Annotated in this window: 17 protein-coding genes and 5 pseudogenes; 8 read left to right on the top strand and 14 right to left on the bottom strand. The window is 66.3% G+C overall.

Annotated elements, in window-relative coordinates:
• Positions 1 to 14 precede the first annotated feature (14 nt).
• The 8 genes and pseudogenes from AB0I54_RS43890 to AB0I54_RS43855 all read right to left on the bottom strand — a co-directional run.
• A pseudogene (locus AB0I54_RS43890) lies at positions 15 to 727 on the bottom strand (C-terminal helicase domain-containing protein); the annotation flags it as partial.
• A gap of 487 nt (positions 728 to 1,214) precedes the next feature.
• Positions 1,215 to 2,705 (bottom strand): hypothetical protein, encoded by a 1,491-nt coding sequence (locus AB0I54_RS43885; RefSeq protein WP_363301967.1) that lies wholly within the window; start codon positions 2,703 to 2,705, stop codon positions 1,215 to 1,217.
• 252 nt (positions 2,706 to 2,957) lie between these two features.
• Positions 2,958 to 3,512, bottom strand: a complete 555-nt coding sequence (locus AB0I54_RS43880) for a transposase (protein WP_363301966.1) — start codon at positions 3,510 to 3,512, stop codon at positions 2,958 to 2,960.
• Positions 3,513 to 3,760: 248 nt separating this feature from the next.
• Entirely contained in the window at positions 3,761 to 4,084 is a 324-nt protein-coding gene (locus tag AB0I54_RS43875; protein ID WP_363301965.1) for a helix-turn-helix domain-containing protein, read from the bottom strand.
• 127 nt (positions 4,085 to 4,211) lie between these two features.
• Complete coding sequence (locus AB0I54_RS43870) at positions 4,212 to 6,053, bottom strand: DUF5010 domain-containing protein (RefSeq protein WP_363301964.1); 1,842 nt, start codon at positions 6,051 to 6,053, stop codon at positions 4,212 to 4,214.
• 808 nt (positions 6,054 to 6,861) lie between these two features.
• A pseudogene (locus tag AB0I54_RS43865) lies at positions 6,862 to 8,505 on the bottom strand (SpoIIE family protein phosphatase).
• Between the two features lie 444 nt (positions 8,506 to 8,949).
• Positions 8,950 to 9,306, bottom strand: a complete 357-nt coding sequence (locus AB0I54_RS43860) for a transposase family protein (RefSeq protein ID WP_363301963.1) — start codon at positions 9,304 to 9,306, stop codon at positions 8,950 to 8,952.
• Positions 9,307 to 9,557: 251 nt separating this feature from the next.
• On the bottom strand, positions 9,558 to 10,799 hold the full coding sequence (locus AB0I54_RS43855) for a ThuA domain-containing protein (RefSeq protein ID WP_363301962.1): 1,242 nt from the start codon (positions 10,797 to 10,799) through the stop codon (positions 9,558 to 9,560).
• Between the two features lie 160 nt (positions 10,800 to 10,959).
• Here AB0I54_RS43855 and AB0I54_RS43850 point away from each other — a divergent pair, with 160 nt between their 5' ends.
• The 4 genes and pseudogenes from AB0I54_RS43850 to AB0I54_RS43835 form a co-directional block, all read left to right on the top strand.
• Positions 10,960 to 11,253, top strand: a complete 294-nt coding sequence (locus AB0I54_RS43850; RefSeq protein ID WP_363301961.1) for a hypothetical protein — start codon at positions 10,960 to 10,962, stop codon at positions 11,251 to 11,253.
• A 246-nt stretch (positions 11,254 to 11,499) separates the two neighbouring features.
• Positions 11,500 to 11,715: pseudogene (locus tag AB0I54_RS43845) on the top strand (FG-GAP repeat protein); the annotation flags it as partial.
• 39 nt (positions 11,716 to 11,754) lie between these two features.
• Positions 11,755 to 12,042, top strand: coding sequence for a hypothetical protein (locus AB0I54_RS43840; protein WP_363301970.1), 288 nt, complete (start codon positions 11,755 to 11,757; stop codon positions 12,040 to 12,042).
• Between the two features lie 161 nt (positions 12,043 to 12,203).
• Positions 12,204 to 12,590 (top strand): annotated as a pseudogene (locus AB0I54_RS43835) (VCBS repeat-containing protein); the annotation flags it as partial.
• A 139-nt stretch (positions 12,591 to 12,729) separates the two neighbouring features.
• Here the strand turns inward: AB0I54_RS43835 and AB0I54_RS43830 are convergent.
• The 3 genes from AB0I54_RS43830 to AB0I54_RS43820 are packed head-to-tail and all read right to left on the bottom strand — an operon-like array spanning position 12,730 to position 14,418.
• Positions 12,730 to 12,966, bottom strand: coding sequence for a nuclear transport factor 2 family protein (locus AB0I54_RS43830; RefSeq protein ID WP_363301960.1), 237 nt, complete (start codon positions 12,964 to 12,966; stop codon positions 12,730 to 12,732).
• A gap of 25 nt (positions 12,967 to 12,991) precedes the next feature.
• Positions 12,992 to 13,906, bottom strand: coding sequence for a YncE family protein (locus AB0I54_RS43825; protein WP_363301959.1), 915 nt, complete (start codon positions 13,904 to 13,906; stop codon positions 12,992 to 12,994).
• 26 nt (positions 13,907 to 13,932) lie between these two features.
• A complete protein-coding gene (locus tag AB0I54_RS43820) occupies positions 13,933 to 14,418 on the bottom strand; it encodes a VOC family protein (RefSeq protein WP_363301969.1) in 486 nt (161 codons plus the stop codon).
• Positions 14,419 to 15,730: 1,312 nt separating this feature from the next.
• Between AB0I54_RS43820 and AB0I54_RS43815 the strand changes: the two genes are divergently transcribed.
• Positions 15,731 to 15,913 (top strand): hypothetical protein, encoded by a 183-nt coding sequence (locus AB0I54_RS43815; RefSeq protein ID WP_363301958.1) that lies wholly within the window; start codon positions 15,731 to 15,733, stop codon positions 15,911 to 15,913.
• A 610-nt stretch (positions 15,914 to 16,523) separates the two neighbouring features.
• Here AB0I54_RS43815 and AB0I54_RS43810 read toward each other — a convergent pair.
• Together AB0I54_RS43810 and AB0I54_RS43805 are read right to left on the bottom strand one after the other, a co-directional pair.
• Positions 16,524 to 16,688 (bottom strand): hypothetical protein, encoded by a 165-nt coding sequence (locus AB0I54_RS43810; RefSeq protein ID WP_363301957.1) that lies wholly within the window; start codon positions 16,686 to 16,688, stop codon positions 16,524 to 16,526.
• Between the two features lie 506 nt (positions 16,689 to 17,194).
• Complete coding sequence (locus tag AB0I54_RS43805; protein ID WP_363301956.1) at positions 17,195 to 17,485, bottom strand: helix-turn-helix domain-containing protein; 291 nt, start codon at positions 17,483 to 17,485, stop codon at positions 17,195 to 17,197.
• Positions 17,486 to 19,107: 1,622 nt separating this feature from the next.
• On the opposite strand from AB0I54_RS43805, the pseudogene AB0I54_RS43800 reads away from it, so the two are divergent.
• Positions 19,108 to 19,775 (top strand): annotated as a pseudogene (locus tag AB0I54_RS43800) (IS6 family transposase).
• A 135-nt stretch (positions 19,776 to 19,910) separates the two neighbouring features.
• On the opposite strand, the gene AB0I54_RS43795 reads toward AB0I54_RS43800, so the two are convergent.
• Complete coding sequence (locus AB0I54_RS43795) at positions 19,911 to 20,612, bottom strand: FCD domain-containing protein (protein WP_363301955.1); 702 nt, start codon at positions 20,610 to 20,612, stop codon at positions 19,911 to 19,913.
• A gap of 216 nt (positions 20,613 to 20,828) precedes the next feature.
• Between AB0I54_RS43795 and AB0I54_RS43790 the strand changes: the two genes are divergently transcribed.
• The gene (locus tag AB0I54_RS43790) at positions 20,829 to 22,070 is read left to right on the top strand and encodes an aminotransferase class V-fold PLP-dependent enzyme (protein WP_363301954.1); all 1,242 of its coding nucleotides are present in this window, start codon (positions 20,829 to 20,831) and stop codon (positions 22,068 to 22,070) included.
• A gap of 11 nt (positions 22,071 to 22,081) precedes the next feature.
• Positions 22,082 to 23,383, top strand: coding sequence for a sugar ABC transporter substrate-binding protein (locus AB0I54_RS43785; RefSeq protein ID WP_363301953.1), 1,302 nt, complete (start codon positions 22,082 to 22,084; stop codon positions 23,381 to 23,383).
• Positions 23,384 to 23,479: the final 96 nt, after the last annotated feature.

The raw sequence follows: 23,479 nt of genomic DNA, 5'->3' as shown, positions 1-23,479 counted from the left end.
CGTCGGGCGCGGGCTCACCTGCGGCTTCCCCTCGTGGTGCGCTGACGGTCTGTGCTCCAGGGCGTGGTGTTGTGGCGCATCGTTACCAGTTCGGCTAGTTCGGTGAGTGCCGCCTCGCCATGGTTCAGCACTGCGTCCGCGAGCCCCTTCTTCTGCTTAAGCATCTGCGCGATCCGGTCCTCGACCGTCCCCTCCGCGATCAGGCGGTGCACCTGCACCGGCTGGGTCTGGCCGATGCGGTACGCGCGGTCGGTGGCCTGCTCTTCGACCGCCGGGTTCCACCAGCGGTCGAGGTGAATGACGTGACCGGCGCGGGTCAGGTTGAGGCAGGTGCCGGCGGCCTTGAGGGAGAGCAGGAAGACCTGCCGTTCGCCGCGCTGGAAGCGGTCGACCCTCTCCTCGCGCTGCTTCACCGGCGTTCCGCCGTGCAGGAACTGCGCGGCGATGCCGCAGGCTGCGAGATGCTGCTCCAGCAGCCGGCCCATCTCGACGTACTGGGTGAAGACGAGCACTGAGCCGTCCTCGGCCACGATCGCATCCAGCAGCTCGTCGAGCAGCTCCAGTTTGCCGGAGCGGCCGACGAGCTTCGTGTTCTTCTCCTTCAGGTACTGCGCCGGGTGGTTGCAGACCTGCTTGAGGCCGGTGAGCAGCTTCATCACCAGGCCGCGCAGGACTTGCGGCGGCGCAGGAGGAAGGGGCCGACCAGGCGGGCAAGACGGTTCGCACTCTCCTGGTCGCCGTCGGCTCAGCCCTTCCTGAGCTGCCTTTGCTTGCCATACCACCTACCATGCAATGCATGGTGCACGGCGTGACGATGTAGCTCCAGCCTGCCGGGACCACCCTGGGTCGGCCCTGACCCCGTCGTCGCTCCGGGCCGAGACTGGTACAGCGCGACCGCATCCGCCTTGAACTCCGGCGGGTAGTGCTTCATGATCACCACCGACACACGCGAGTTGGACGGGACTGGGACGCAGGACTGGGTCAACAGGGCCTCCCTGCAGTCGAGTTGGCTTCGCAACCCTCGCGCTGCACCTGAGGCCCTGCCTTCATGCGTCCACCCGGCCAAGATCACCCAACCAGGGATCCCGTTCGATCAGAACCGTCCTCATGACGGATAGGACAACGGCCTCTCATGCCAGACCAACGAACCGTCGACTGGAAAGCTACGGGCTATTGATCTGCACGTCTTACTTGCGCAAACCTCATGTGCCGCCTCAACGCCCCCTAGTGCGGCCTGGCTGGTGTCGACGTGTAGACGGCGGGTACAATTGCGTTGACCCATGAGTATGCGTGCGGGATGACTGCCCGGAAACAGGGGGGTGGAGAGCCAGTTGAGAAGCAAGGTATTGGTTTTCTCCGTTAACTGTACGCAATACATGCTCATTCGGATGCATTAGCGCAGCTGCGTTGTGTTGCGCCTCGGCGGCCATCGTTGAGAGCGCAGAGTGATTGGTGCGGAAGTCTTCAGCCGAAACATTCCTTTCCCCGAAGTATCTCGCCTCGAAGACTATGAGTGGAATTCTCCCATTGTTGTCGATGGGCACTACCGTAGAAGTGAATGTGTCTTTTAGCTCGGTCCGCTTGCCATAGTTTTCTACTAGCCCACTGGAGATAAGGTCGCCGACCGTAAATGTGTCATCAATGGCTAGGCGAACGTTGCTTGGTTGATCTGCCAGTTTACTCCTGTAGTGCATGTTTTGACTGTAGTGCATGTTTTGATTGTAATCCCTAACTTGATTTGGGTGGTCGCGGGAGTAAGTGGAATCAAACCCTGCAATGATGTTCCGGGCGTTTGTAGTCAGCCATTGACGAGCATCTGGGGACAGTTGCCCAAAAAGCGAGTTAGGATTATGCCGCACGAGCGCAATTGCATTATCCTTGGCATTACCCGGATAGGTTGATGTATGGGCGGCTGCCGCGCCGAGTGAGTAGAGCACGGCTGCCGCACCGCGTACCTCCTGAACGTGGCGATCTGGGATATTCGCATAGCGTGCTGCGTACTGCGCAATATACGGCGGGGCACTCATCCCGAAGAATTTTTGATGAGCGAACCTGGCGGCGACAGCGTCGGCGAATCCCAGGGCGGAGTTAAGGTTCCTGCGCGCGTCATTGAGCTGCTGTTGGTTACCTGTGTGCCTCCTGGTGTTAGAATTCAAGTACTTCAAAAAATTATAACTAGTCGAAAGGGGGACCCCAATGCTGTAGTGAATGCTGTGGGTTCCAGTGCGCGCAGATCCGATGGCGGGCGGGCCTATTGAGGCAGTTCGCCCGAGCTCCGTATACAACCAGCCATCCTGGGGGGGCAGAATATTCGTCAGGGGCACAGAATCCATATTACCGGGTTCGCCCTGAACGGCGCGCATACGTTCGTCAAAGTAGGCGAACGCCTGGTGCATACCGTTGGCATCATTCGGATAGCGTTCGTATGCGCCATCTTTAGATATGCCGACAATCATCTCAGGGATTACAACCTCCTCCTCCTCGATTGACCCTCTTCCTCCACTTTGAGCCGAAGCTTCGTTTTGAAATAGGCGACCGGTGCTATCGGTGAACATATCTTCGTTTTCGGCGACAATCCGAACGTGGAGGGCGCCTGGAATGGTAGGGCGGATTTCTGCAAGCAATTCTCCACGGAGATTAAGCGGGCTATCTTCTGATTCCAGGTTCAAGATATTTGGGAATTCCGCCTCGACGCCTGATCCCATTGGCTATCTCATTTCTTGATGTATTAGGTCGATATCTTGAGTGGGTTCGACCACGTCTATTCTTGCGTCTGTTTTTCATCCGTGTAGTGGCTGCTTTCTTGAGCAGACCCACCTGCCACTACGGATTGCCTGCGCCATGAGTTCATCCCAAGCGAGTGTCCTCTGAGGGCATGGCCCTTCTCACGCTGCGGGGCTCCGAACTTGTTGCGCCGTTCAGTGATTCCCAATGTGGTTTGTCTAGTGCTGGATTCCTCAAAGGAAGTACACATAGCGGCGGCGTAAGTGCCTGGTGGGTGGTGTGGGTCTGCCCCAGATCCAGGGTCGGGCACGGGAGTTGAGTTGGTCGGTGGCGACGTTGGTGGCGTGGGTGATGTGTCCTGGGTCGCCGAAGGAGCGTCCGGCCAGGGCGGTCTTGCGGAAGATGCGCCACCAGCCTTCTTGGAGGTTGAGCCAGCAGGCGCCGACCGGGATGAAGACGTGCTTGATGCGTGGGTGGTCCTCGAGCCAGGTGCGGGTGGACACGCTGTTGTGAGAGGACAGGTTGTCCGTGATCACGTAGATGTCCCCGGCGGGGTTGGCTTCCTCGACCAACTGGAGGAATTGCTGGTAGAAGGCGCTGTTGCGGGAAGTGGCGGTCATCGTGACCGCTTGACCGTCGCGGACGCGTAAGGCGCCGTAGACCCAGGTTTTCTCCGGTCCGCGGGAGTAGTCGATCTCGTTCTTGATGCGGTGCCCGTCCGGCGACCAGCCCGGTGCCGGTGGGAAAGCGCGGGGGATCACCGGGCCGAGTTCGTCGGCGCAGACCACCGTCGCGCCGGCGGGTGGGCTGGTGTAGAGTTCGACGATCCGCGTCCTTTTCCCTCGAAGTCCGGATCCTTCGAGCGCGTCCAGGATCGCGTGCGCCGCCAGCGGACCCCTTCCGCGAGCAGAATCCGGCGCACCTGGGAGCGGCTGACCTCGATGCCCAGGTCCCGGGCCACGGCGACCAGCGTGTCCAAGGTCCATTCCGAGGGCCCTGACTCTTTGGCGGCCCACATCTCGTTCGACGGCTGCACCTAGAGTCGGCCGGGTGGGGTCTGCCTGACCAGGCCGACGATCCTCGAGCGTTCGGCTTCGGTGATCCTTCGCTTGCGGCCCTGCCCGCCCAGATCCTCCAGGCCCTCCGGCCCCAAGCGGTTGAAGCGGTGCAGCCAGCGACGCACCGTCTTCTGACTGCACCGCAGCTCGTCGGCGATCTGCGGGACCAGCCACCCGTCCCAGCTCAGCTCCACCATCCGGCACCGCTCCACCACATCCTTCGGCGCCTTTCTGGCCGACGCCAGGCGGTGGACCACCGCTTGCTCGCCCTCGTCACGGCCCGGCCGTGCCCTCAGCACCATGACCCAGCACCCGCCCCCGAGTACCCGCAATCGCCCCGCTACCAGCAGCTATACCCACCGAAAGCGGAATCCAGCACTAGGAGGCCGGCCCGCGTCACACGTTCAGTCCGGTCACTGACCACATGTGTCAGCTGGGCAGGATCCAGCTCTGGTTGGCGCTGCCCGCGCAGTCCCATATCTGCAGGCGGGTGCCGTCGGCCGAGCTCGGCCCGGTGGCGTCGAGGCACCGTCCGGACTGCGGGTTGACCAGGCTGCCCGAGGCCCCCGGCCGCCACTGCTGGGCGCCGGTGTCGTTGCAGGTGTAGAGCTGCACCTTGGTGCCGTTGGCCGTGCCGCCGCCAGTGACGTCCATGCACTTGCCAAGCGCCTTCAGGCTGCCGTCCGCTGCCTTGGTCCACGTCTGCGCGGCGGTTCCGTTGCAGGTATAGAGCTGGATGGCGGTGCCGTCGGCTGTGTCCGCTCCCGCGACGTCGGCACACTTGCCGCCGTAGCCGGTGATCGAGGCTGCCTTGGCTTGCCACCAGTTGATGTTCTGGCCTCCCGTCACCTGCTGCAGTTGCACAGTGTGGTAGGTGCCAGGGGAGAACTGGAAAGTGCCCGCGTCGACGGTCTGCCAGGTCTGCCAGCCCCCGGTGTTCGGCACGTCCACGACGGGCCCGGCGACGCCGTCGACAACGAAGCGAATCTGGGCGCCACTGTTCGGCGTAGCGACGCGGACCTTCAGGGTCTCGGTGCCCTGCATCGGCACCTCTTCCCACTGCAGCCATTCACCCGCGGCGACACTGCCGACGTTCCAGCCGCCCCCTGTGTCAGTGGTCGGCTGTACGTCAACATCGTCGCTCCGGTAGACGTTCCAGAGATTGCTGGCCGTGGTGTCATTGACGGTATCCGCCGATTCCGCCTGCACGACCATGTCGGTGGGGAAGGGATTGTTCGAATAGCGGCGCACGATGTTGATGTTCTGGTTCGGATAGTCGCGCTGCGTCGTGCTGTAGGCGGCGTTCCTGGTTCGCCACAGACCGGCGCCTTCCTGCCAGTCGGTAAACCCTTCGAGCAGCGTGACGCTGTTGCCGCCGTTGACCGTGGCCTCGAGGTTGCTGACCAGCGTCTGCCCGTGATTGGGGTCGATCACCATGTTGCTCGTCCCCGAAACGAAGTGGAAGCCGGGCACTGCGACACCGTAGGACTCCCCGTTGAACGTCTGGTTCGTGTAGGACGGACTGGGCACGCCGAACCAGCTGTTCGCACCGTCCACGACGCTCGACACCGCCGAGTCGTTCTTCAGCCAGCTGTTGTCGACGATGAGGTACGGGTTCTGCCCGAAGTCGGTCTGCGCCCGCGAGCGGACGTGCTGAAGCATCCTGGCGGAGTTGCCGTCGCCCTGGTTGGTGAAGGCGAACGAGTTGTCGGACCAGAGGTAGACGAGTGGCTGTCCGTGCACCTTGTAGAGCAGGTTGTCCGGTACGGACTGGAAGTACGCTCTGAGGTCGTTGTCCCAGAGATACTGGTAGCCGCCTTCGCCGGAGCCGGACGTGTCTCCCATGTCGAAGACAGGTGTGTAACCGCCGGTCTGGTGCTTGATCTGGTTCTTCTTGTCCGTCATGGACGCAGGCGTGTCGTCGAACGCGGCGATCTTGAGCCTGTCAGCGTATCCACCCCGATTGATCGCGTCCACCAGGTCGGTGATCGCACGCGGGTCCCCGCCTTGGTTGGGTACAGCGGAGCCGGGAACATATCCGCGGGTGTCCATCGCGACGAAGTCGACGCCGGCGGAGACCAGTTCCTCCACGTAGTTGTCCCAGAATTGAGCCGTCGATCCCTGGGCCGCCTGGTAGAGCGGGAAGTTGTAAATCTGATTTTTCTCGTTCTGGTACGGGCCACCGGCCAGTGTCCTGGTGTCGAAGCCGAAAGTGACGCCCAAGGCCCCGGTCGTTCCGGGGGTGCGGTGCGACAGGACCGATCCGCCCATGTCGACGACCGCAGGGGTCGTCGCGGCACCAGCAGGCCCAGTGAGCGTGCCCGCCAAGCCGATCCCGGCTACGGACGCCAATACGGCGGACGTCAGCAGGAATCTCCTGCGGTGCTTTCGATGAAGGACACGTATAGGCATGTCTGCAAGCCTGAGGGGAGTCTGTTGCCCCTCTCAAGTGACGTCTTTTGCTCAAGCTCGGTGGGGCACACTCTGGTGCACGAAGGCGCACAGTGCACGGGGCCAGGGTGAGCATCCGCAGTGGAGTGGGCCACCCTCCACCAGTCGCTCCCAGCGGTCGGCGAGCCTTGCAACTTGGCCATGAACGGTGCACGCTCCGACTCGTCGAAGGGCTCCAGGAGGATCTTGTCGAGCACGCGGGCAGGGTCGTTTGGCCTCGCGGAGGACCTCGCCGCCCGCGTCGGTGAGGTAGAGCAGTTTGCGCCGGCCGTCGGCGGCGTCCGAGCGGCGGGCGAGCAGGTCGAGGACCTCCGGCGCCGGGCGACGTCCGCCACGATGGACGGGTCCAGGGACACGGCGGCGGCCGTGGAACGCTGGTCGCGGCCCGGATCGGCTTGGACCGTCTGCAGTACCGTGAACTGATGGTCTGTCAGTATCGGGTCTACCTCGCGCGCCCAGACCGCCAGATATGCCTGGTACAGGCGGCGGACTTGATAGCCGGGCGCGGCGATCAGAGCAGCGGCCATCTCCGGCGTGGTCTCGGCCGGCGGTGTCCGGTCGCTCATGGGACCTGCTTGAGCACGCACGCCTCGCGCCGAGTGCAGCGGACGGTGTGAGGGCGGCCGGGTCACGCGACGGGCTCCGTGAGGGACTGCTCGGCCCAGATGACCTTGCCCTCCGGCAGATGGCGGGTGCCCCAGCGCCGGGTGAACTGGGAGATCAGGAAGAGGCCACGGCCGCCCTCGTCCGTGGTCTTCGGGTGCCGCAGATGCGGGACGGTGGCTCCGCCGTCGAACACCTCGCAGATCAGGGACCGCTCCAGGATCAGGCGCAGTCGGACGGGACCGACGGCATGCCGCATCGCGTTGGTGACGAGTTCGCTGACCACGAGCTCGGTGGTAAAGGCCAGCTCGTCCAGCCCCCAGGCGGCGAGCTGCCGGCTGCTTGCTCTGCGGGCCTCGGCGACGACCGCCGGGTCGGTGGGCAGATCCCACGAGGCGACCTGTTCGGCGCCGAGGCGCCTGGTGCGTGCCATCAGCAGGGCCGCGTCGTCGTCGGGACGGACGGGAACCAGCTCGTCGACTACGGTGCGGCACTGGTGGTCGAGTGAAGGGTCGATGCGCTCCAGGTGTCGGCGCAGACGCTCTCTCGCCATGTCGGGGTCTGTGTCTTCGTCGCCGTCGGCCGTGAGGAGGCCATCGGTGTGCAGGGCGAGCGTGGTGCCTTCCGGCAGGTCGAGTTCCACCGCCTCGAACGGCGGGCCGCCCACGCCGAGGGATGGCCCGATGGGCAGCTCGGCGAACCTGACGTTGCCGTCGGGGCTGATGAGGGCCGGCACCGGGTGTCCCGCGCTGGCCATGGCGCTTCGACCGCTGACCGGGTCGTAGACCGCGTACAGGCAGCAGGCTCCGACGGTCCGGCGGCCACCGGGGGCCTGAGCGCCGGATTCGGCGCTCTCGTCCCGTGCTGCCTGGGCGACCAGATCGTCCAGGTGAGCGAGCACCTCCTCCGGTGACAGATCCAGGTCGGCGAGGGTGCGTACGGCAGTGCGCAGGTGTCCCATCGCCGCGGCCGCGTCGATGCCGTATCCGGGGGCCTCGCCAACCACCAGCGCGACCCGCGCTCCCGACAGGGGGATGACGTCGTACCAGTCGCCCCCGAGTCCGGTGAACTCGTCGGCCGGCCGGTAGCAGGCTGCGACCGCCACCGCGTTGCGCCTCCGCCGAATCGGGACAGGGCAGCGTTCGACCACACGTACCGCAGGTCGGTGTCCAGGATCGCCATGCCCACCTGGGACTGCGACACCATGCGTTCGAGGATTCCCCGGCTCATGTCCCATCCCGGAGCCCGGCCCAGTTCCTGGAGGAGCACCAGCCAGCGATCCTGGCGGCGTGTCTCCGGGGCCAGCACGATCCGTACCTTCAGCTTGACCGGATGCCCGTCGCCGTGCCGGGCCGTCAGCAGTCCGATCCATCCGGCGTCTGTCCGGCACCGCTGGGCCAGCTCGGGTACACGCGCCGTCCTCGGGCATGAGCAGTTCCGCCACAGGTTTCCCGACGGCGTCGGACGCCGGGTAGCCGAGCAGACGTGCGGCGTCGGGGGTCCAGCTGGTCACGGCCGCGTTGGCGTCCAGCAACAGCGGCGCGGCGTCGGCCACGTCGAATCGTTGTCGGGTGACGTCCCCACCGCGGCACCCTCCGTCCCTGTGAGCCGTCAGTCCCCTCGGTCCGATTCTTCCGTCGGGTGCATTTCTGTACGGTCCTTTCACCATATGCGATGCCCCGCTGCGCAGTGGGAGCACTTGCTCGATCAAAGGTCGGAGCCGAGGTGGATCGGCTCGGTCCTGTCGACCAGCGGGAATCCACTGCCGCCGCACCTCAAGGCGATGATCTCGACCGCGACGGACACGGCGGTCCCCTCCGCGGTTCCGTTCCGGCGCCCGTCAGCGTGCTGCGACCGGAGGACGCCTTGGACCTTCTCGAAAAGGAAGGGCGCGGCTACGCGCAAGCGCTCCGGTACTGGATGAGCTGGGGAGCCCCATTGAGCACTGTGCATCGTGAAGTTCCAGGTGGCGGGTCTGGTGTGCGTGATGTCAGGGATGCTCGTGCTGGTCCCGGCCGGATGACTTCGGCGAAGATCGTCGGTCACCGGGAGGCTTCGTCAGGACCAGCAGAGCCCTCACCAGGGCGGTTGCTCACTTCGGGTCGGTGCGTACCTAGCCGAGGACGCGCCAGTTCTTCAGGTGGGCGAAGCCGTGCTCGACCGGCGCCCGGAGTGCGGCAAGGGCCTTGTCGGACAGCTTCTGACCTCGCGTCAGCGGCCGGTTCCGGGCGGCCTTGTAGCCAGTGATCACCGCCGGATCGGCGTCGGGAGCGCTGTCGTCGAGCCCGACGAATCCCAGGTCGGCGATGGCTCCGGGGCTGGCCGCCCGCAGCCTGGCGGTGAGCCGGTCGTGACGGCAGGCGGTGATCTCCGAGGCGAGTCCGGGCCGGGCCGCCGAGACCCAGAGCAGTCGGCCCTTGTCGTTGAGAGCGCGATGGCCGGGGCCGTCGAGCCTGTTCTGTCCCGTCACGGCCGGCATCGGTGACCGTCGTTTCGTCGTAGCCCGGCTCCAGGCCCGGCCGGGAGCCCCCGGACGACCGCCGGTCGCTCACGCGCCTGCGTCGGGCCGGCCTCGTTGTGCACGCCTGTCCCGCCGCATGGACGGCGCGTTGTGCCGCGAAGCCGGGGTGAGGTCCGGTGCGTCATGTATCGGACCCCAGCTTCGTTGTCCCGCCCCGCGGCACAGCTCACCAGCCGTCCTACGACGCCGGGCCGCTGCTTTCAGGCGCGGAGGACCCAGCTCTGGTTGTCCGTCGCGCTGCACGACCAGATCTGCAGTGGTGTGTTGTTGGCCGAGCTGAATCCGGTGGCGTCGAGGCACTTGCCGGACTGCGGGTTGATGAGGGAACTGTTCGGGCCGAGCCGCCAGACCTGTGACCCGGATCCGTTGCAGTCAAAGAGCTGCACCTTCGTGCCATTGTCCGTTCCGGCCCCGGTCACGTCGAGGCACTTGCCCAACGCGGTAAGTGTGCCGTTGCCGCTCGTGGTCCACTTCTGCGCGTCTGTGCCATTGCAGTCGAAGAGCTGCACCGTCGTGCCGTTCACGGCGCTCGCTGCCTGGACATCCACGCACTTGCCGCCGTATCCGTGCAGCGTCCCGGAAGCGCTCGCGGAAGGGGGGGTGGCTGCGCCGGAAGGGGTGGCTGAAGGGGTGGCTGCGCCGGACCGGCTTGCCGCCCACTTGATCTCTTGCAGCAGCAACTGGTTCTGCTGGTCACTCGCGAACGTCGACGACGTCCGCGTGTTGGCGGAGTAGTTCATCCCGTTGTGGCCGAAGTTGTTGTAGACCATCTTGTAATGGCGGTTGGACCACACGATCGGGTAGTAGCCGCTGCGCCACGTTTGGCTGTCGTCGGTGCCGATCGGGAAGGTGGAGGGGTCCATTGACGCCAGGATGTCGATGTCAGGGTTCTGCCGCAGATCGTTCTGCCAGCTGTACCACTCACTGACCGAGGACTCGATGGTGCTGGGCAGGTTCGCGGTCGCGGCGTGTCCGGAGTCCTCGATCTTCAAGGTCTCCGAGGTGGGCCCCCAGGAGTTGTTCTGGAACGAGCCGGTGCCCAGGAAGGTGTTGTGGTACCAGGGCCAGTCGCTCGGGTCACTGTTGAAGGCCGAGGCGTGGAAGCCGATGAAGCCGCCGCCGTCGCTGACGTACTTCTGGAAGGCGGACTGCTCCGCCGGACTGTGCGGGTAGTCGTCGAGGAACATCACCACCTGATAGTCGGCCAGATTGCCGCTGTTGAGCTTGCCCCAGTCCGTGGTCGCGGTGTAAGTGAACCCGTTCTGCGAGCCGGCCTGAGCGAACCACTCGTTGGCTTCGTGATCGAAGTCGATGTGCGCGGCGTCGTAGTCGCCGTTGTAGAAGGCGATCACCTTGAAGGAACCGGCTGTCTGAGAGCCGTTGGGGGTGGCATCGGCCGCGCGGTTCTCGACGCCGGGAATCTGGTTGCCCTCATTGCCCAACGTGGCAAGCCCAGTACCGTCGGCATGCTCCTGTCCGGGTTTAGTGGCAGCCACGTTCGTGCCTGCCTTGACAGCCGAGTCGGAGGCATGCCCGCCACCGCAGGCGGAGAGCAGCAGCGCACCGACGGCTGAGGCAGTGGCGGCAACTGTCCTGTATCTCATGCAACATCCTGTCGTTCACCCGGGTATCGGCTTTTCCGATCCCGCGACAGTCACAACGCACCCCGGCGGCTCGGGGGTCAAAGCGGTCCTCGAGCCCAACGCCGACAATCACCTCGCCGACTTCATCGCCGACCAGCACGCCGTCAAAGCCGGCGCAGTCGTCTTCGCCTGCCTGCTCCACCTCGCCGACGACGCCTGTGGCGCCCACTTCTGGTGGCGCTTCGCCGCCGGCGCAGGCCACGAAGACGCCGAATACTGCCTCTTCCTCCACCACGCCCACAGCGGCGAGTAACTACGACGCCGACTGCTGGCGCAAACAGTTCGGTGCGCCACTACTTCGAAACCGCGCTGCTGTGCGGCGACCGCACCACTTTCCCCCTCCTCACCCCCAGCACGGACCAGCTCCGTCTACACTCCACCCGCCAACACCACCCCCAAAACTGCACTGTCCCGCTGCCCCAGCCCGCCCTCGTCGACCAACTGCGCAACCTCGCCTCACCTTTATGAGCAGACATCGGGCCGGGCGAGTCCCAGATCGGTGTCGACCGTCCGGAGCGGCACGTGCCTGAGACGTGGAGGGCGGTCGTCGTGCTCTACGGGTCGGCCTCCGGAGTGTCGGCGACCCGGCGCGAGACCGTCACGCAGAACACCAACGGGGGTTCCGGGCACGGCAGAGGCGTACGACCGGTTCGGCGGCGCCACCGCCACCGCCGACCTGAACCGGGACGGGTACGCCGACCTGATCGTCTCCTCCCTGTACGAGGACACGACGAAGGGCACCAATGCGGGGACGGTGACCGTCCTGTGGGGCAGCAGTGGCGGGCTCACAACGGGCACCGACCTGCCGGCCGCGGGCGCCGCAGGGCTCGAACCGCTGTACTACGGCATCGACATCGCCGCGATGAGCGGCCCTTCGGGCGCCACGAACGAGGTCCTTGTCGACAGGTGGCACGGCAGCGTCCGCTTCGCCGGGCCCTTCAGCCGCACCGGCACGTACGGCGGCTCGGCGGTTGCGAACGAATCCTTCAGCGATTCCGTCGGCTCGGCGACCTCGACGGCGACGGCGCCCCGGACCATGTGAACGTCACGTTCGCCCAGAGCGGCGAGACTGGGGGCTGGATCTTCGTCAATCCCGAGGACTTTGAGGCCTCACCGGATCTCCCGCCCCATCTGACCCGGCGCAAGGCCACATGGCGGCCACCGGCGACCTCAACGGCGACGGATTCGCCGATCTCGTGGTCGGTGACCCCGACGAGCCCGAAGTCGCGGACACCGACGTTGCGTTGGGTGGCCGCGTTGGTCTGGTACGGGTCAGCCAGCGGCATCCCAAGCGATGCGAAGCCCGTGCAGCTCACGCAGGACACCGCCGGAGTGCCTGGTGCGAGCGAGAAGCACGATGCCGTCGGCGGAGCCCTGGCGGTGAGCGACCTCAACCGGGACGGACTGGCGGACATCGTCGTCGGCGCCCCGTACGAGACCCCGGGCCGCGCCTCGGGCACGCTCGGCAGCGGCTCGTACTCCTTCTCGCAGGAGACCTCCGGAGTCCCCGGTGTCTCCGAGACCGACGACTTCTTCGGTACCACGGTCGCCGCAGGCGACGTGAACAAGGACGGAAAGCCCGAGCTGTTCATCGGCCCAGCAGTCGAGAACAACTCCAGCGGAGCTTTCTGGGTACTCCCCGGCCGGTCCAGCCGCCCGACGGGCACGGGCAGCCGTGTGTTCACGGCGTCCTCCATCGGCCTCACCCAGCAGAACGGGGTGTGTCAATTTAGACCCTCCCACTCCAGGAACAGGACGTCGCCGGCGAACAGGGGTGTGCCACTGTGCGTCCGGCAGATAGGCACAGGACAGCTCCGATGCCCTGCTTCACGCCCTCGCGTCCGCGCAGCACGCCGGCAGAGCTGATGAAGACCGCGTCCGGCGCGAAGTTGGCCGCGAGCGCGTCGAGGTCGCCGGCGGCGAGCGCCCGGACGTGGTTCTGGAAGGTTTCCTGGGGACTGCGCATGAGAGTTCCGATCAGGCGCGGTCGGTCAGACGATCCCGTGAGCGCCCGGGGTGCTGTCAGGGTCTCCCGGGTCGATGTCCAGGACGGCGGTGACGGTGACGGTCGCGAGGTCGACGACGTGCAGGGTGCCCGAGCGGAGGTTGGCGACGAACGCACGCTCGCCGGCCGGGGTAGTGCGGATGGTGATCGGCACCTCGCCAACCGGAGCGGTCACGAATGGGGCGAGACCGCCGGGGGAGAGGACGGTGAGCTGCCCGTCCGCAGGCGCCCCCCTGCCGTCCCTGCGGACGAGGCCGACCAGGACGCGTCCGTCCGTAGCCACGTGCACCGGACATGCTGGGGCGTCCAGGGGTTCCTGACGGTCGGTCGCGTCCGAGGCTGTGTCGATGACCATCAGCGTGGCCGGGGCCTCGCCGGCGCGTTCGTTGTCGTAGTGAAGCGCCCTGCCCGCGGCGTACGCGAGGCGGCCGTCCGGTGAGACGGCGATCTCCTCGGTCCCGTACGGGGCGGGGATGCACCCGGCGGGTGTGCGCTCGACGAGGTCGAGGACGGAGATGAAGGGATCGGCCTTGTTGGTGGCGTAGCCCTTGCGGCCGTCCGGGGTGATCGCGAACCAGTGCGGGCCGCGGGCGCCGACCTCGATCCTGTCGATCTGCCGGCGTGTGGCAGTGTCGATGACCACGATCGCCCCGCCGCCCGCGGGCCCGGCTTCGACGGTCGCGTAGAGCAGGCCGCGGTCCTGATCGAGGGCGAGCCCGTGATGAGCCTCCTCGGGGTCGAGCGACAGGACCTCGACGACTTCCCGTCCGTAGGGATCGACCACGGAGATCTCGTGGGCCTTCTCCCCGGGCGCCGTGTAGACACCGGAGCGGTAGGTGTGCGAGACGTACAGCAGACCGGCCGCGTAGTCGATTGCGATCTCGTGCGGCTGCGCCGTCACCGGGAGGCCATCGAGGGGTTCGTAGCTCAGGCCGTCGAAGAAACGGAGTGCCTCTCCCGTCGACGTGACGACGGCCAGGACCGGTCGATCTCGTCCGCCGCCGGTCCTCGCCTGGCGCCCTCGGCCGTCTCGCGGTTGATGAACTCGATGACCTCGTCGTTGGGGCCGTAGACGAACGCGGCCTGGAAGGTCATCGGATCGTCGTCCTGCGTGGTGATCTTCATCGGGGCGCCCAGGGGGCGGGCCCCTGCGGCGACGGCCCGCTCGAAGAGCGCGGGCACGTCGTCGGTACGGATGGCGAAATGGACCAGGGCGGCGACCCGTCCGCGTTCCGCGTCGGCGGGGCGCCGCGCCGGATCGAGGGCCTGCGCCGACCCGCCGGGTGGGGTGGAGCAGGCGTCGAACAGCTCGATGAGACGGTCGTCGCCGGTGTCGAGGAACACGGCGCGGCTGACACCGCCCTGGGGGACGCGCCACTCCCGGACGAACCGGAAGAACGAGGGCCTGGGTATAGAAGTGCACCGAGGCGTCCATGTCGTAGACGCGGAGGGCCACGTGGTCGAGACCTCGATTGAGGACCGGTGCCGTCACAGCGATCATCTCTCTTTCGTCGTCGGTGAGTGTGGATGTGTAAACGGCTGGCGGCCGGTGGCGGGGCGGCAAGCCACCCGGCACTCCGGCCGCCAGCCTGCACCGGGGTTCAGGCGGTGGCGAGTGCCTTCAGGACGCGCTCGGCCGTGCCGGTGCTGGACTGCGGGTTCTGACCGGTGATCAGGTTGCCGTCCACCACGCCGGTGTTGCTTCATGGAGCGCCGGTCCGGACTGCGGCATCCTTGTCGCCGATCGCCCGATGCGGACGGTTTCCCGTCCTTCTTGGCCGGTCGTGCCTACGGCGACTACTACGGGGCCTCCGTCGCCATAGGAAGATCTCTCCCCGTAGGCGATCCCATGCTCGTCCTTGTCGTACGTCCTAGCGTGATGTTGTGCGCGCACGGCCGGAGTGGACGGCGTGACCACCCACTGCATAGAGGACGTGCGCGGACTGAGGGCTTCCTCGCGGAGCTGCGGGCCGAATCGAAGGCCCGCACCTCCCGGCCCTTGCCGGTGCGGCAGCCTCGGATCCCAAGCGGGGCGGCAAGGTCCGCTACCTGGGGATCAACACGATCCGCGACCGGGTGGTCCAGGCTTCCTTGAAGCCGGTCCTGGAGCCGCTCTTCGAGGCGGACTGCGCGCCACGAGGCGCTGCTTTACCGGGCACGGTGCGAGACCGTGCCGGGCCCTTGTCGCAGCAAGAGTCTGGAAGTTGGGGACAGCCTGATCCGGGAGGTGCCGGGGAGGGCGGGAGCAGCCCCGACAACGTAGCGGCAGCGGTACTGCCAGACGCACCGGCCGCGCTGACGAGGTGGGAAGGGATAGCGATCGCGAACGAGTGTCTGATGCCCCGTGCTTCGAAAGCGGCCCGGAACCCGGCGGATGCGGGCCGACGCAGTGCTGGGCGGGCTTCAGTTGGTGGCCTGCCAGTTCCGGGTTGTCCAGTCTGTGCGGCCCGGGAGACCGCGAGGAATGTCTGCGGCGTACTCGCGGTGATGCTGTCGGGGTAAAGCTCGATCCCGACCCCACCGACCGGTGGGCAGTGAACGTGGGAAGCGACCGGGTGTTGCCCCTCCCGTCCGGCATCCTGCCGGACGGCGGGCAGGCTCACCGTCAGCTGATGGTGCCCGGCCGTGGCGGAGCCCTCGTAGTAGTTGGAGGACGGGAGAGCCGTCCACGCGGCGAAGGAGGGCAGCAGGTTTGCAGCGGGTGCTGGTCGAGAGGAGATCGGCGGTGAATACCGTCGCGTCGTGGCCGTCTTACGCGGATTCGCAGGCCCGAGTACTCCATGTCCAGACGAAACTGCACAAGTGGGCTGCTGGTGATCAGCAGCAGAAGTTCCGCGATCTGTTCAAGCTCGTCTATGACCTGGGCACCCTTCGGGTGGCCTGGGAACGAGTGCGGGCCAATCGTTGATCGCGTAGTGCCGGGGCCGATGGCGTCACCTGCTCCTACATCGAAGAGAACATCGGTGTGGAGCCCTTCCTGCGGGACATCCGATCCCGTCTGAAGGACGGCACCTACCGGCCCATCACATCCGGTAGGGCAACGGATTCTCACGGCGCCGCACGGCCCCGTACAAAGACCTGGGCTCCGGAGCGCCGGGCACGGCATGCCAACGGTGTGTGGTTCTTATACAGGTGTGATCTGCCAGGATGTCAGCTATGGAGTCCTGCAGGTGGGTAGCATCCTCACTACTTCATCGATGCGCGGCGCAACACACCAGAGACCAAGGAGCGTGACTGCCATGCGCGGCGAGGCTGCCACCATCCAGGGCAAGTACGCGGGCCGTTTTGCCAGCGAGCTTGAGACCAAGCGTAGTGAGCAGGAGAACCTCCATGCTCTACTGAAGCAGTTGCAGGCGGAGGATGGGGTGCCGCTCAGACTGCAGAGCGCTCTGGCTGCCGCGACTGCCGGCCCGGACTCCGCCGCCACTGGTACGGCAGATGCCCGCGGTGACCGAGCCACAGGACCTCACCCACGCCTCCGCCGTGCCGGAGGAGGCGGCCGTGCCGCAGCCGCGGCACTAGGAGACCAGCAGCCCTGCGGCGCCGGGCAAGAACTCCGCCGCCCAGCGGACCGACCCGGCCAAGAAGGCCGCCAACGCCGCCAAGAAGACCACGGCCAAGGCCTCGGCGGACAAGTCGACGGCGAACAAGGCCGCCGAGCCTTCGCTGGGCGATCTTCTCAAGCACATCCTGGACCAGCACTCCGGGGAACCGCGCACGGCTGCGAGGTCACCAACGAGTTGGAGAAGGAGTACCCCGAGGGAACCCGGGACGCTGCCATCGTGCGCAACACGCTTGAGCGGCTCGTCGCGAAGAGCGCCGTCGAGCGCACGAAGCAGAAGAGCACCGTCCTGTACGCGAGTCACGGAACTCCCGCCGCGGACAGCACAACCGCCGGATCGTCCTATGCGGCCAGCGAGGAAGACGAGAGCGCTCTGGGCAGGCGTAGCCCATCACCGCCAGGCTGTGGTTCCCCGGCTCATCTCGAGCAGTCGGGGCGCCGTGTATTGCTGGGCAGTGACTCAGGGCCGACCAGAAGAGGGAGGCCGGCATGACAGCTGCTCCGGGCCCTGGGCCAGTCCACGACGACAGCACCGGCTGCGGCGCCCCGTCTGCCGGGCCATGGCGCGACTTGGCGCCACGCCCCGCGCCGCCAGATCAGTACGCCGTTGCTGTCGGCCACGGCCGGTCAGTTGTGCTGTCCCGCCAGCCCTCGCCCGGGGTCAGTCTGAAGCTCGTTGGCGAGGTCCGCTTCCTGCTCGGCGGACAGGTACGAGCTGCCGTCCGGGCCCATGGACATCAGCGCGTCGCTGTCGCCCTCTCGCCAGGCCCGTTGCCACAGGCTGACCGCCTGCCGACTGGCCCCGAGCACCTCCGCGACCTTGCTCTGCCGCATCCCTTGTTCGAATGAGTCGGCCGCCTGCAAACGCCGCCGCTCCGCCTCAACCAGGCTCAGTTGCCTGCGAGTTCGAGTCCCCATACATCTGGTATGCCGCACATGGCCGACTCGTCAACACAGCCTCAAAGATCAGTAGCCGCCGCAACCGTATTGCGAGAGCGTCATGCAGCGCCAACCCTTGCTGTTCAGCGAAACTCACTGGCGCGATTTTGTTGAACCGACCCATACGCCGGGGAGTCCTTCACGGCTGCATCTCCAGGATCTTCGCTGCTTTCATGGCCTTCGCCCTGATTTCGGGGGCTCGGCACTCCCTGTTCCCGCCCGGAGAGGCGGGCCTCTAACGACGCCGCAGGCTTCGCGTGATGCTACGGACCGCTGCTTTGTTCTCCCTTGCAGGGCGCGCGAACGATCGAGGCTAGTGCGGAGAACATTGCGGAGTGAGTCGCATATGCAAGTAAGCGCAAGCTCCGTGTTCGCGCCCCTGCCACCGATCTTCACCTCGGTATGGGTGAAGTCTTTGTTACGACTTGGAATTGTACCGTTCATCTTCCCATTGTAAGATGAGCAAAATCGACAACTGTCACTGTCGGCGAAAAATCACATCTCGCGACTACGTTGCGACCTTTTCTTCCCGGGAGTTCGAATGTTCGATGCGGTCAGGCCGAATGGATCATCGCTCGATGGGAGGGGTTTGTCGTCCGATTCCACGGACGTGACTCGCTCGCCTTTGCCCGAAAATAGAGAGGGGGCCGGCCATTCGTCGCCCGACGAGCGGGAAGCTCACCTTAATTGGGACCGGGGTGGGCAGCTGGCTATGACGGGTGCGTTGGCCTGTCTATCCGTAGGATCGTTTACACATGAAAGTATTCCAAAGGCCGCCGGTTATGGGTGTCTTTCCTTGAAAAGTCTGGGAAAAGCGACAGAATCCATTCGGAATAATGATGCGATGGGTGTTTTTGTTAACACCGTGCAAGCGTGTGGTGCCGCTCTCTGGGCGCGGGGCGCCGCCCATGGGTCGTCGGCCGATCAAGGTGCAGGCCCCGCCGTAATCGCGGCAGCGGGAGCCGTCCAGCTCGCTCATACCGCGGTGGCCGCCTACAAGGGCAATGCGGAGCAACCCCAATCCACTCCGAATTTGGTCGGAGAGTTTCTCGAGGTTGCCGAGATGACACTGTTTTCGGCAGCTGGATACCTCCAGAGTCCACCCCTGCGGGCCGCTGCATTTGGAGTCTGGGCCACTGGAAGCCTGTACGCGGCGTATCGCAAAAGTGATGTCAACTCTGGCATACAAGGCTGCGGATCCGGTCTAACGGCGTACGGCATCGCCAGCGGGGCATCCACTTTGCAGGGCCTTGGTCTTGCCGTGGCAGGAGCCGCAGAAGCCGCAAGTTTCGCAGGAACGTTCCGGGCCAAGGGAAAAGAAACTCAGCCGATCCTGCCCACGCACCACACGCCCTCGGATCCGCCGCCTCCTCCGCACATTCCAGAGATTTCACCACCGCAGGCGTTGATGGTGGCAGCGGCATCGCGACGTCTGACGGCGGGGTCCGAGACCGCCCCTGTGGCCAGTTCGTCGGCAGATGTGCTGGTTATTGATCGGCGCTCTGCATCCGCTACCCCACTTCGGCAGGGGGGGTTGAGCCGTTGATCCGTACGGCGGTTCGCACCATGACGACCTCTGCCGGTCGGGGCGTGCGCACTGTGTGTGGCTGCACTTCCGCTTCCCGCTCAGCTTTCGCGAGGTGGAAGAGTTGATGCTTCAGCGCGGTGTGACCGTCTCCTGCGAGACGGTCCGCCGCTGGTGTCTGAAGTTCGGCCAGACGTATGCCGGCGGGCTGCGCAGCCGCCGGCCCGTGGCCGGTGACAAGTGGCATCCCGACGAAGTCTTTGTGAAGATCAACGGCGAGCGGCAGTACCTCTGGCAGGCTGTGGACCAGGACGGCACCGTCCTCGACGTTCTTGTGCAGTCCAAACGTGACGCGAAGGCAGCCAGGCGGTTCATGGCCAAGCTGGTGAAGAAGCAGTGCCGCGTCCCGCGGGTGCTCATGACCGACAAGCTCCGCTCCTAGGGCGCCGCCCACCGCGAGGTCATGGCCTCGGTCGAGCACCCGTCGAGCACCGTTCCCACAAAGGACTGGACAATCGGGTGGAGAATTCGCATCAGCCCACCCGCCGGCGCGAGCGGGCCATGAGGTACTTCCGCTCACCCGGCGCGGCCCAGCGGTTCCTGTCCGCCTTCAGTGGCGTCTCCCCTCATTTCCGGCCCCGGCGCCATCTCCTGACCGCCGCTCGGCGCCACTTCGAGATGACCCTCCGCTTCACCGTCGGGGACCACATCACCGGCACGGCCGACCGGCCCACCGCGACCTGACCCAGGACTCAAAACCCAGCTCCACCACACCCCGACACACCGTCAGAGACCACGCCCCCAGCAACGTGACAGCACCGCTTCGAGGCATGCCACTGCAATGCGTACGCACCCGGGTGGCGCCCACGGCAGTGGTGGTCAGTCCCGGTCGCCGGTCTCCTCCATGGGGGGCATGAACGCGCGCAGCCACCGCTCTGTCTGGGCGACGTGCGCCTGTGCCGCACCGGCCGCCGCGACGGGGTCGCGGTCGGCGATGGCGCTGGCCAGGACGCGGTGGTCCTCGTCGCTCTTGCTGCGGAGCTGAGGGCCTGCGGGCAGGGTGAAGACCTGGTACTTGCGGGAGCGGGAGCGGAAAACCGCCAGCAGCGAGGCCAGGGTGGGATTGCCGCCCACCCGGGCGATCTCGGCGTGGAAGCGGTGGTCGAGCTCGGAGGCCTTGGCCGGGTCGTCGGTCGCCTCCATCTCCTCGATGAGTGAGAAAAGCCTGCGCACGGTTTCCGGCGTGCAGCGCGCCGCGGCCTGGGCGGCGACATGGGCCTCGAGGACGCGCCGGATCTCGTAGACCTCCAACAGGCCGGACAGCGGCAGGAGTTCAAGGGTCAACGAGAGGCTGCCGATGACGTCCTCGGGCCTGAGCTGGGAGACGTACGTGCCGGAGCCGTGCCGTGGCTCGATCACGCCCAGGGCGGCGAGCATCCGTACAGCCTCGCGCAGCGACCCCCGTGAGACGCCCAGCTCCTCACAGAGCTCACCCTCGGGCGGAATGCGCTCACCCGCACCCAGGCGTCCCGTCGCGATCATGTGCCGTAGGCCGTGGAACGCCTTCTCCACTGCTGACATCCGACCCCTCTTCTCCCCCCGACGGCCTGCGCTCACACCACGGTCCCTGGGGGCACATTCTAGCGAGTCATCAAAGGTCGCACTGAAAGTCATCTGATGACTTTCAGTGTATACCCCTTGTCCGGCCCCAAAAATCCGTGTCAGGATGCCGAGTCATCAGATGTGTCCCGGGGATTGTCTGACGTCCCAGCGTGCCCTGCCCAGATGTGGAGTCATGTGAGCGAGACCGAGGTGACCACCGCGCCGCGCCCCCTGCTGCTGGCCGACGGTCGGCCCGCCGACCGGGCGTGGTCGCTGGACCCCGCCCTGAAGCACCTGAACCATGGCTCCTTCGGGGCGGTTCCGCTGGTGGCACAGGAGCGGCAGGAAGTCTTGCGCACGGAGATGGAATGCTCGCCCGTGGTGTGGTTCCCGGCGCTGCCGCAGCGGCTCGCCACGACGCGCCTCGAGCTCGCCGCCTTTCTTCGTGTCTCCGCCGGCGACCTCGCCCTGGTGCCGAACGCCAGCGCCGGTGCCAGCGTCGTCTACGCCGCCCTCACACGCCGTCGCGGCGGAGAGATCGTCGTCACTGACCACGGCTATGGGGCCGTCACGATGGGCGCCGAGCGGCTGGCGCGCCGCTGGGGCGGCCGCGTCCGTACCGCCCGGGTGCCCTTGAACGCGGGTGAGGAGCAGGCGTACCAGGCAGTGCTCGCCGAACTAGGCGATGCCACCGACCTCATCGTCGTCGACCAGATCACCTCGGCGACCGCGCGCCGGCTGCCGGTGGAAAGGATCGGCGCGGAGGCGCGCCAGCGAGGCATCCCCGTGCTCGTGGACGGCGCCCACGCGCCCGGACTCGTCGAGGACCCGCTCGCCGACGCGACATACGACTTCTGGACCGGCAACCTACACAAGTGGGGCTGTGCCCCGCGCGGCACCGCGGCGCTCGTTGCCCGCGGCCCCCTGCGTGACGGCCTGTGCCCGCTGATCGACTCGTGGGGCGCGGCCGATCCGTACCCCGACCGCTTCGACCAGCAGGGCACGGTCGACGCCACCGCCTATCTGGCCGCCCCGACGGCTCTCGCCTTCGTAGAGGGCACCTGGGGCTGGCCCACCGCACGGCGCTACATGGACGACCTGGCCGGCTACGGCGCGCATGTGATCGGTGCGGCCCTCGGTGAACTGACCGGTGCGGACAGCCGAGTCGACGTCGGCATGCCGGTGCCCGGCATGCGCCTGGTGCGATTGCCCGACGGCCTGGCCGCCGACCGGATCGAGGCCGACACACTGCGCGACCGAGCGGCCCGCGAACTGCAAGTGGAGGCGGCGTTCACCAGCTTCGCCGGCGCCGGCTATCTGCGCCTGTCCGCCCACGTCTACAACACCGCCGCCGACTACGAGTACTTCGCCGAGGAATGCGTCCCCGTCCTTGGCGCGTGGGCCCGAGAAACCCCAGGGAAGAGGTCAGCACGATGAGAAGAAACACGATGAGAAGAAGGACGGCAGTTCTCGCTCTCGGTACGGCCACCACGATGATCCTGACCGGCTGTTCCACCATGAGCCCCGGCTCGAGCGGAACGGTCACCCTCAACATGGTGGAGAGCCTGACGAACCCCGCCCGCACCGATCTGCTGAAGGATCTGATAGCCGACTTCGAGCAGCAGCACCCCAAGGTCAAGGTCAACCTGATCTCCCCGCCCACCGAGCAGGCCGACCAGAAGATCCAGCAGATGCTGCAGTCCGGCAGCGGCGTCGACGTCCTGGAGGTGCGGGACATCACCGTGGGGCCCTGGTCGAACAACGGCTGGCTCTACGACATGAAGAAGGACCTCGACGGCTGGAAGGGCTGGCAGGCAATGACGGACAACGCTGCCAAGGCCGCCAAGGACGCCAAGGGACGCACGTACTTCATCCCGTACGGCTTCTACGGGCTGAGCCTCTTCTACCGCACCGACCTGATCAAGAAGGCTGGCTTCAGCAAGCCTCCCGCCACCTGGGAGGAACTGCTGAAGCAGGCCTCCGCGATCAACGACCCGGCCAAGCGGCGTTACGGCTATGCCTTCCGCGGCGGCGCCAACGCCCAGAGCAACGCCACCGCCGCGATCGAGGCGTACCTCGCCGACCAGGTCGACCCGGCCAACGGCTACAAGCTCAAGAGCGGCCGTACGATCTTCTCCGCGCCCGAGGCGGAAGACGCCCTGGCGACCTATCTGAAGCTGTTCCAGCAGGCGTCCCCCAAGTCGTCAGTCGCCTGGGGTTACCCGGAGATGGTCGAGGCCTTCTCCAACGGTTCCACGGCCTTTCTGCTCCAGGACCCGGAGGTGATCGCCACCGTCGCGCAGTCCAAGGCGATCTCGACGAGTCAGTGGAGCACCGCGCCGCTGGTGGCCGGACCCGGCGGCAAGACCGTCCAGCCGCTGGCCACCGCGGGCTGGGGTGTCGCGAAGGGCAGCGGGCACAAGGCCGAGGCCGTCGAGCTGGTCGAGTTCCTCTCTCAGGGCGGGGCGTCGACGACGTTCACCAAGAAGAACAGCCTGGTGCCGATCCTCAAGTCGGCCACCAATGACCCCTTCTACAAGACCGGCCCGTGGTCCAGCTACGTCACCATGACCGAGCACCCGGAGAAGTACCTGGTGGTGACCCAGCCGCGCGGCGTCGCATGGTGGACCGAGTGGCAGCAGAAGGCCGACGCCGATGTCCAGAAGATGATCCTCGGAAAGACGACGCCCAAGAAGCTTCTGGCGGGCTGGGACGCGTACTGGACCGAGAAGTGGCAGCAGGAGCAGTAGGCATGTCCGTCGCGTCCACACCGACGAAGACGACCACGCCGGGCCCGGGTAGTGCCTCCCGCAAGGGAGGAACTACCCGAGGGGGCTGCCACAGGC

This window comes from Streptomyces sp. NPDC050625 (genome assembly GCF_040654755.1).
Classification (GTDB): Bacteria; Actinomycetota; Actinomycetes; order Streptomycetales; family Streptomycetaceae; genus Streptomyces.
The sequence above is the reverse complement of the archived record's forward strand: the minus strand, read 5'-3'. Positions and strand labels throughout refer to the sequence as shown.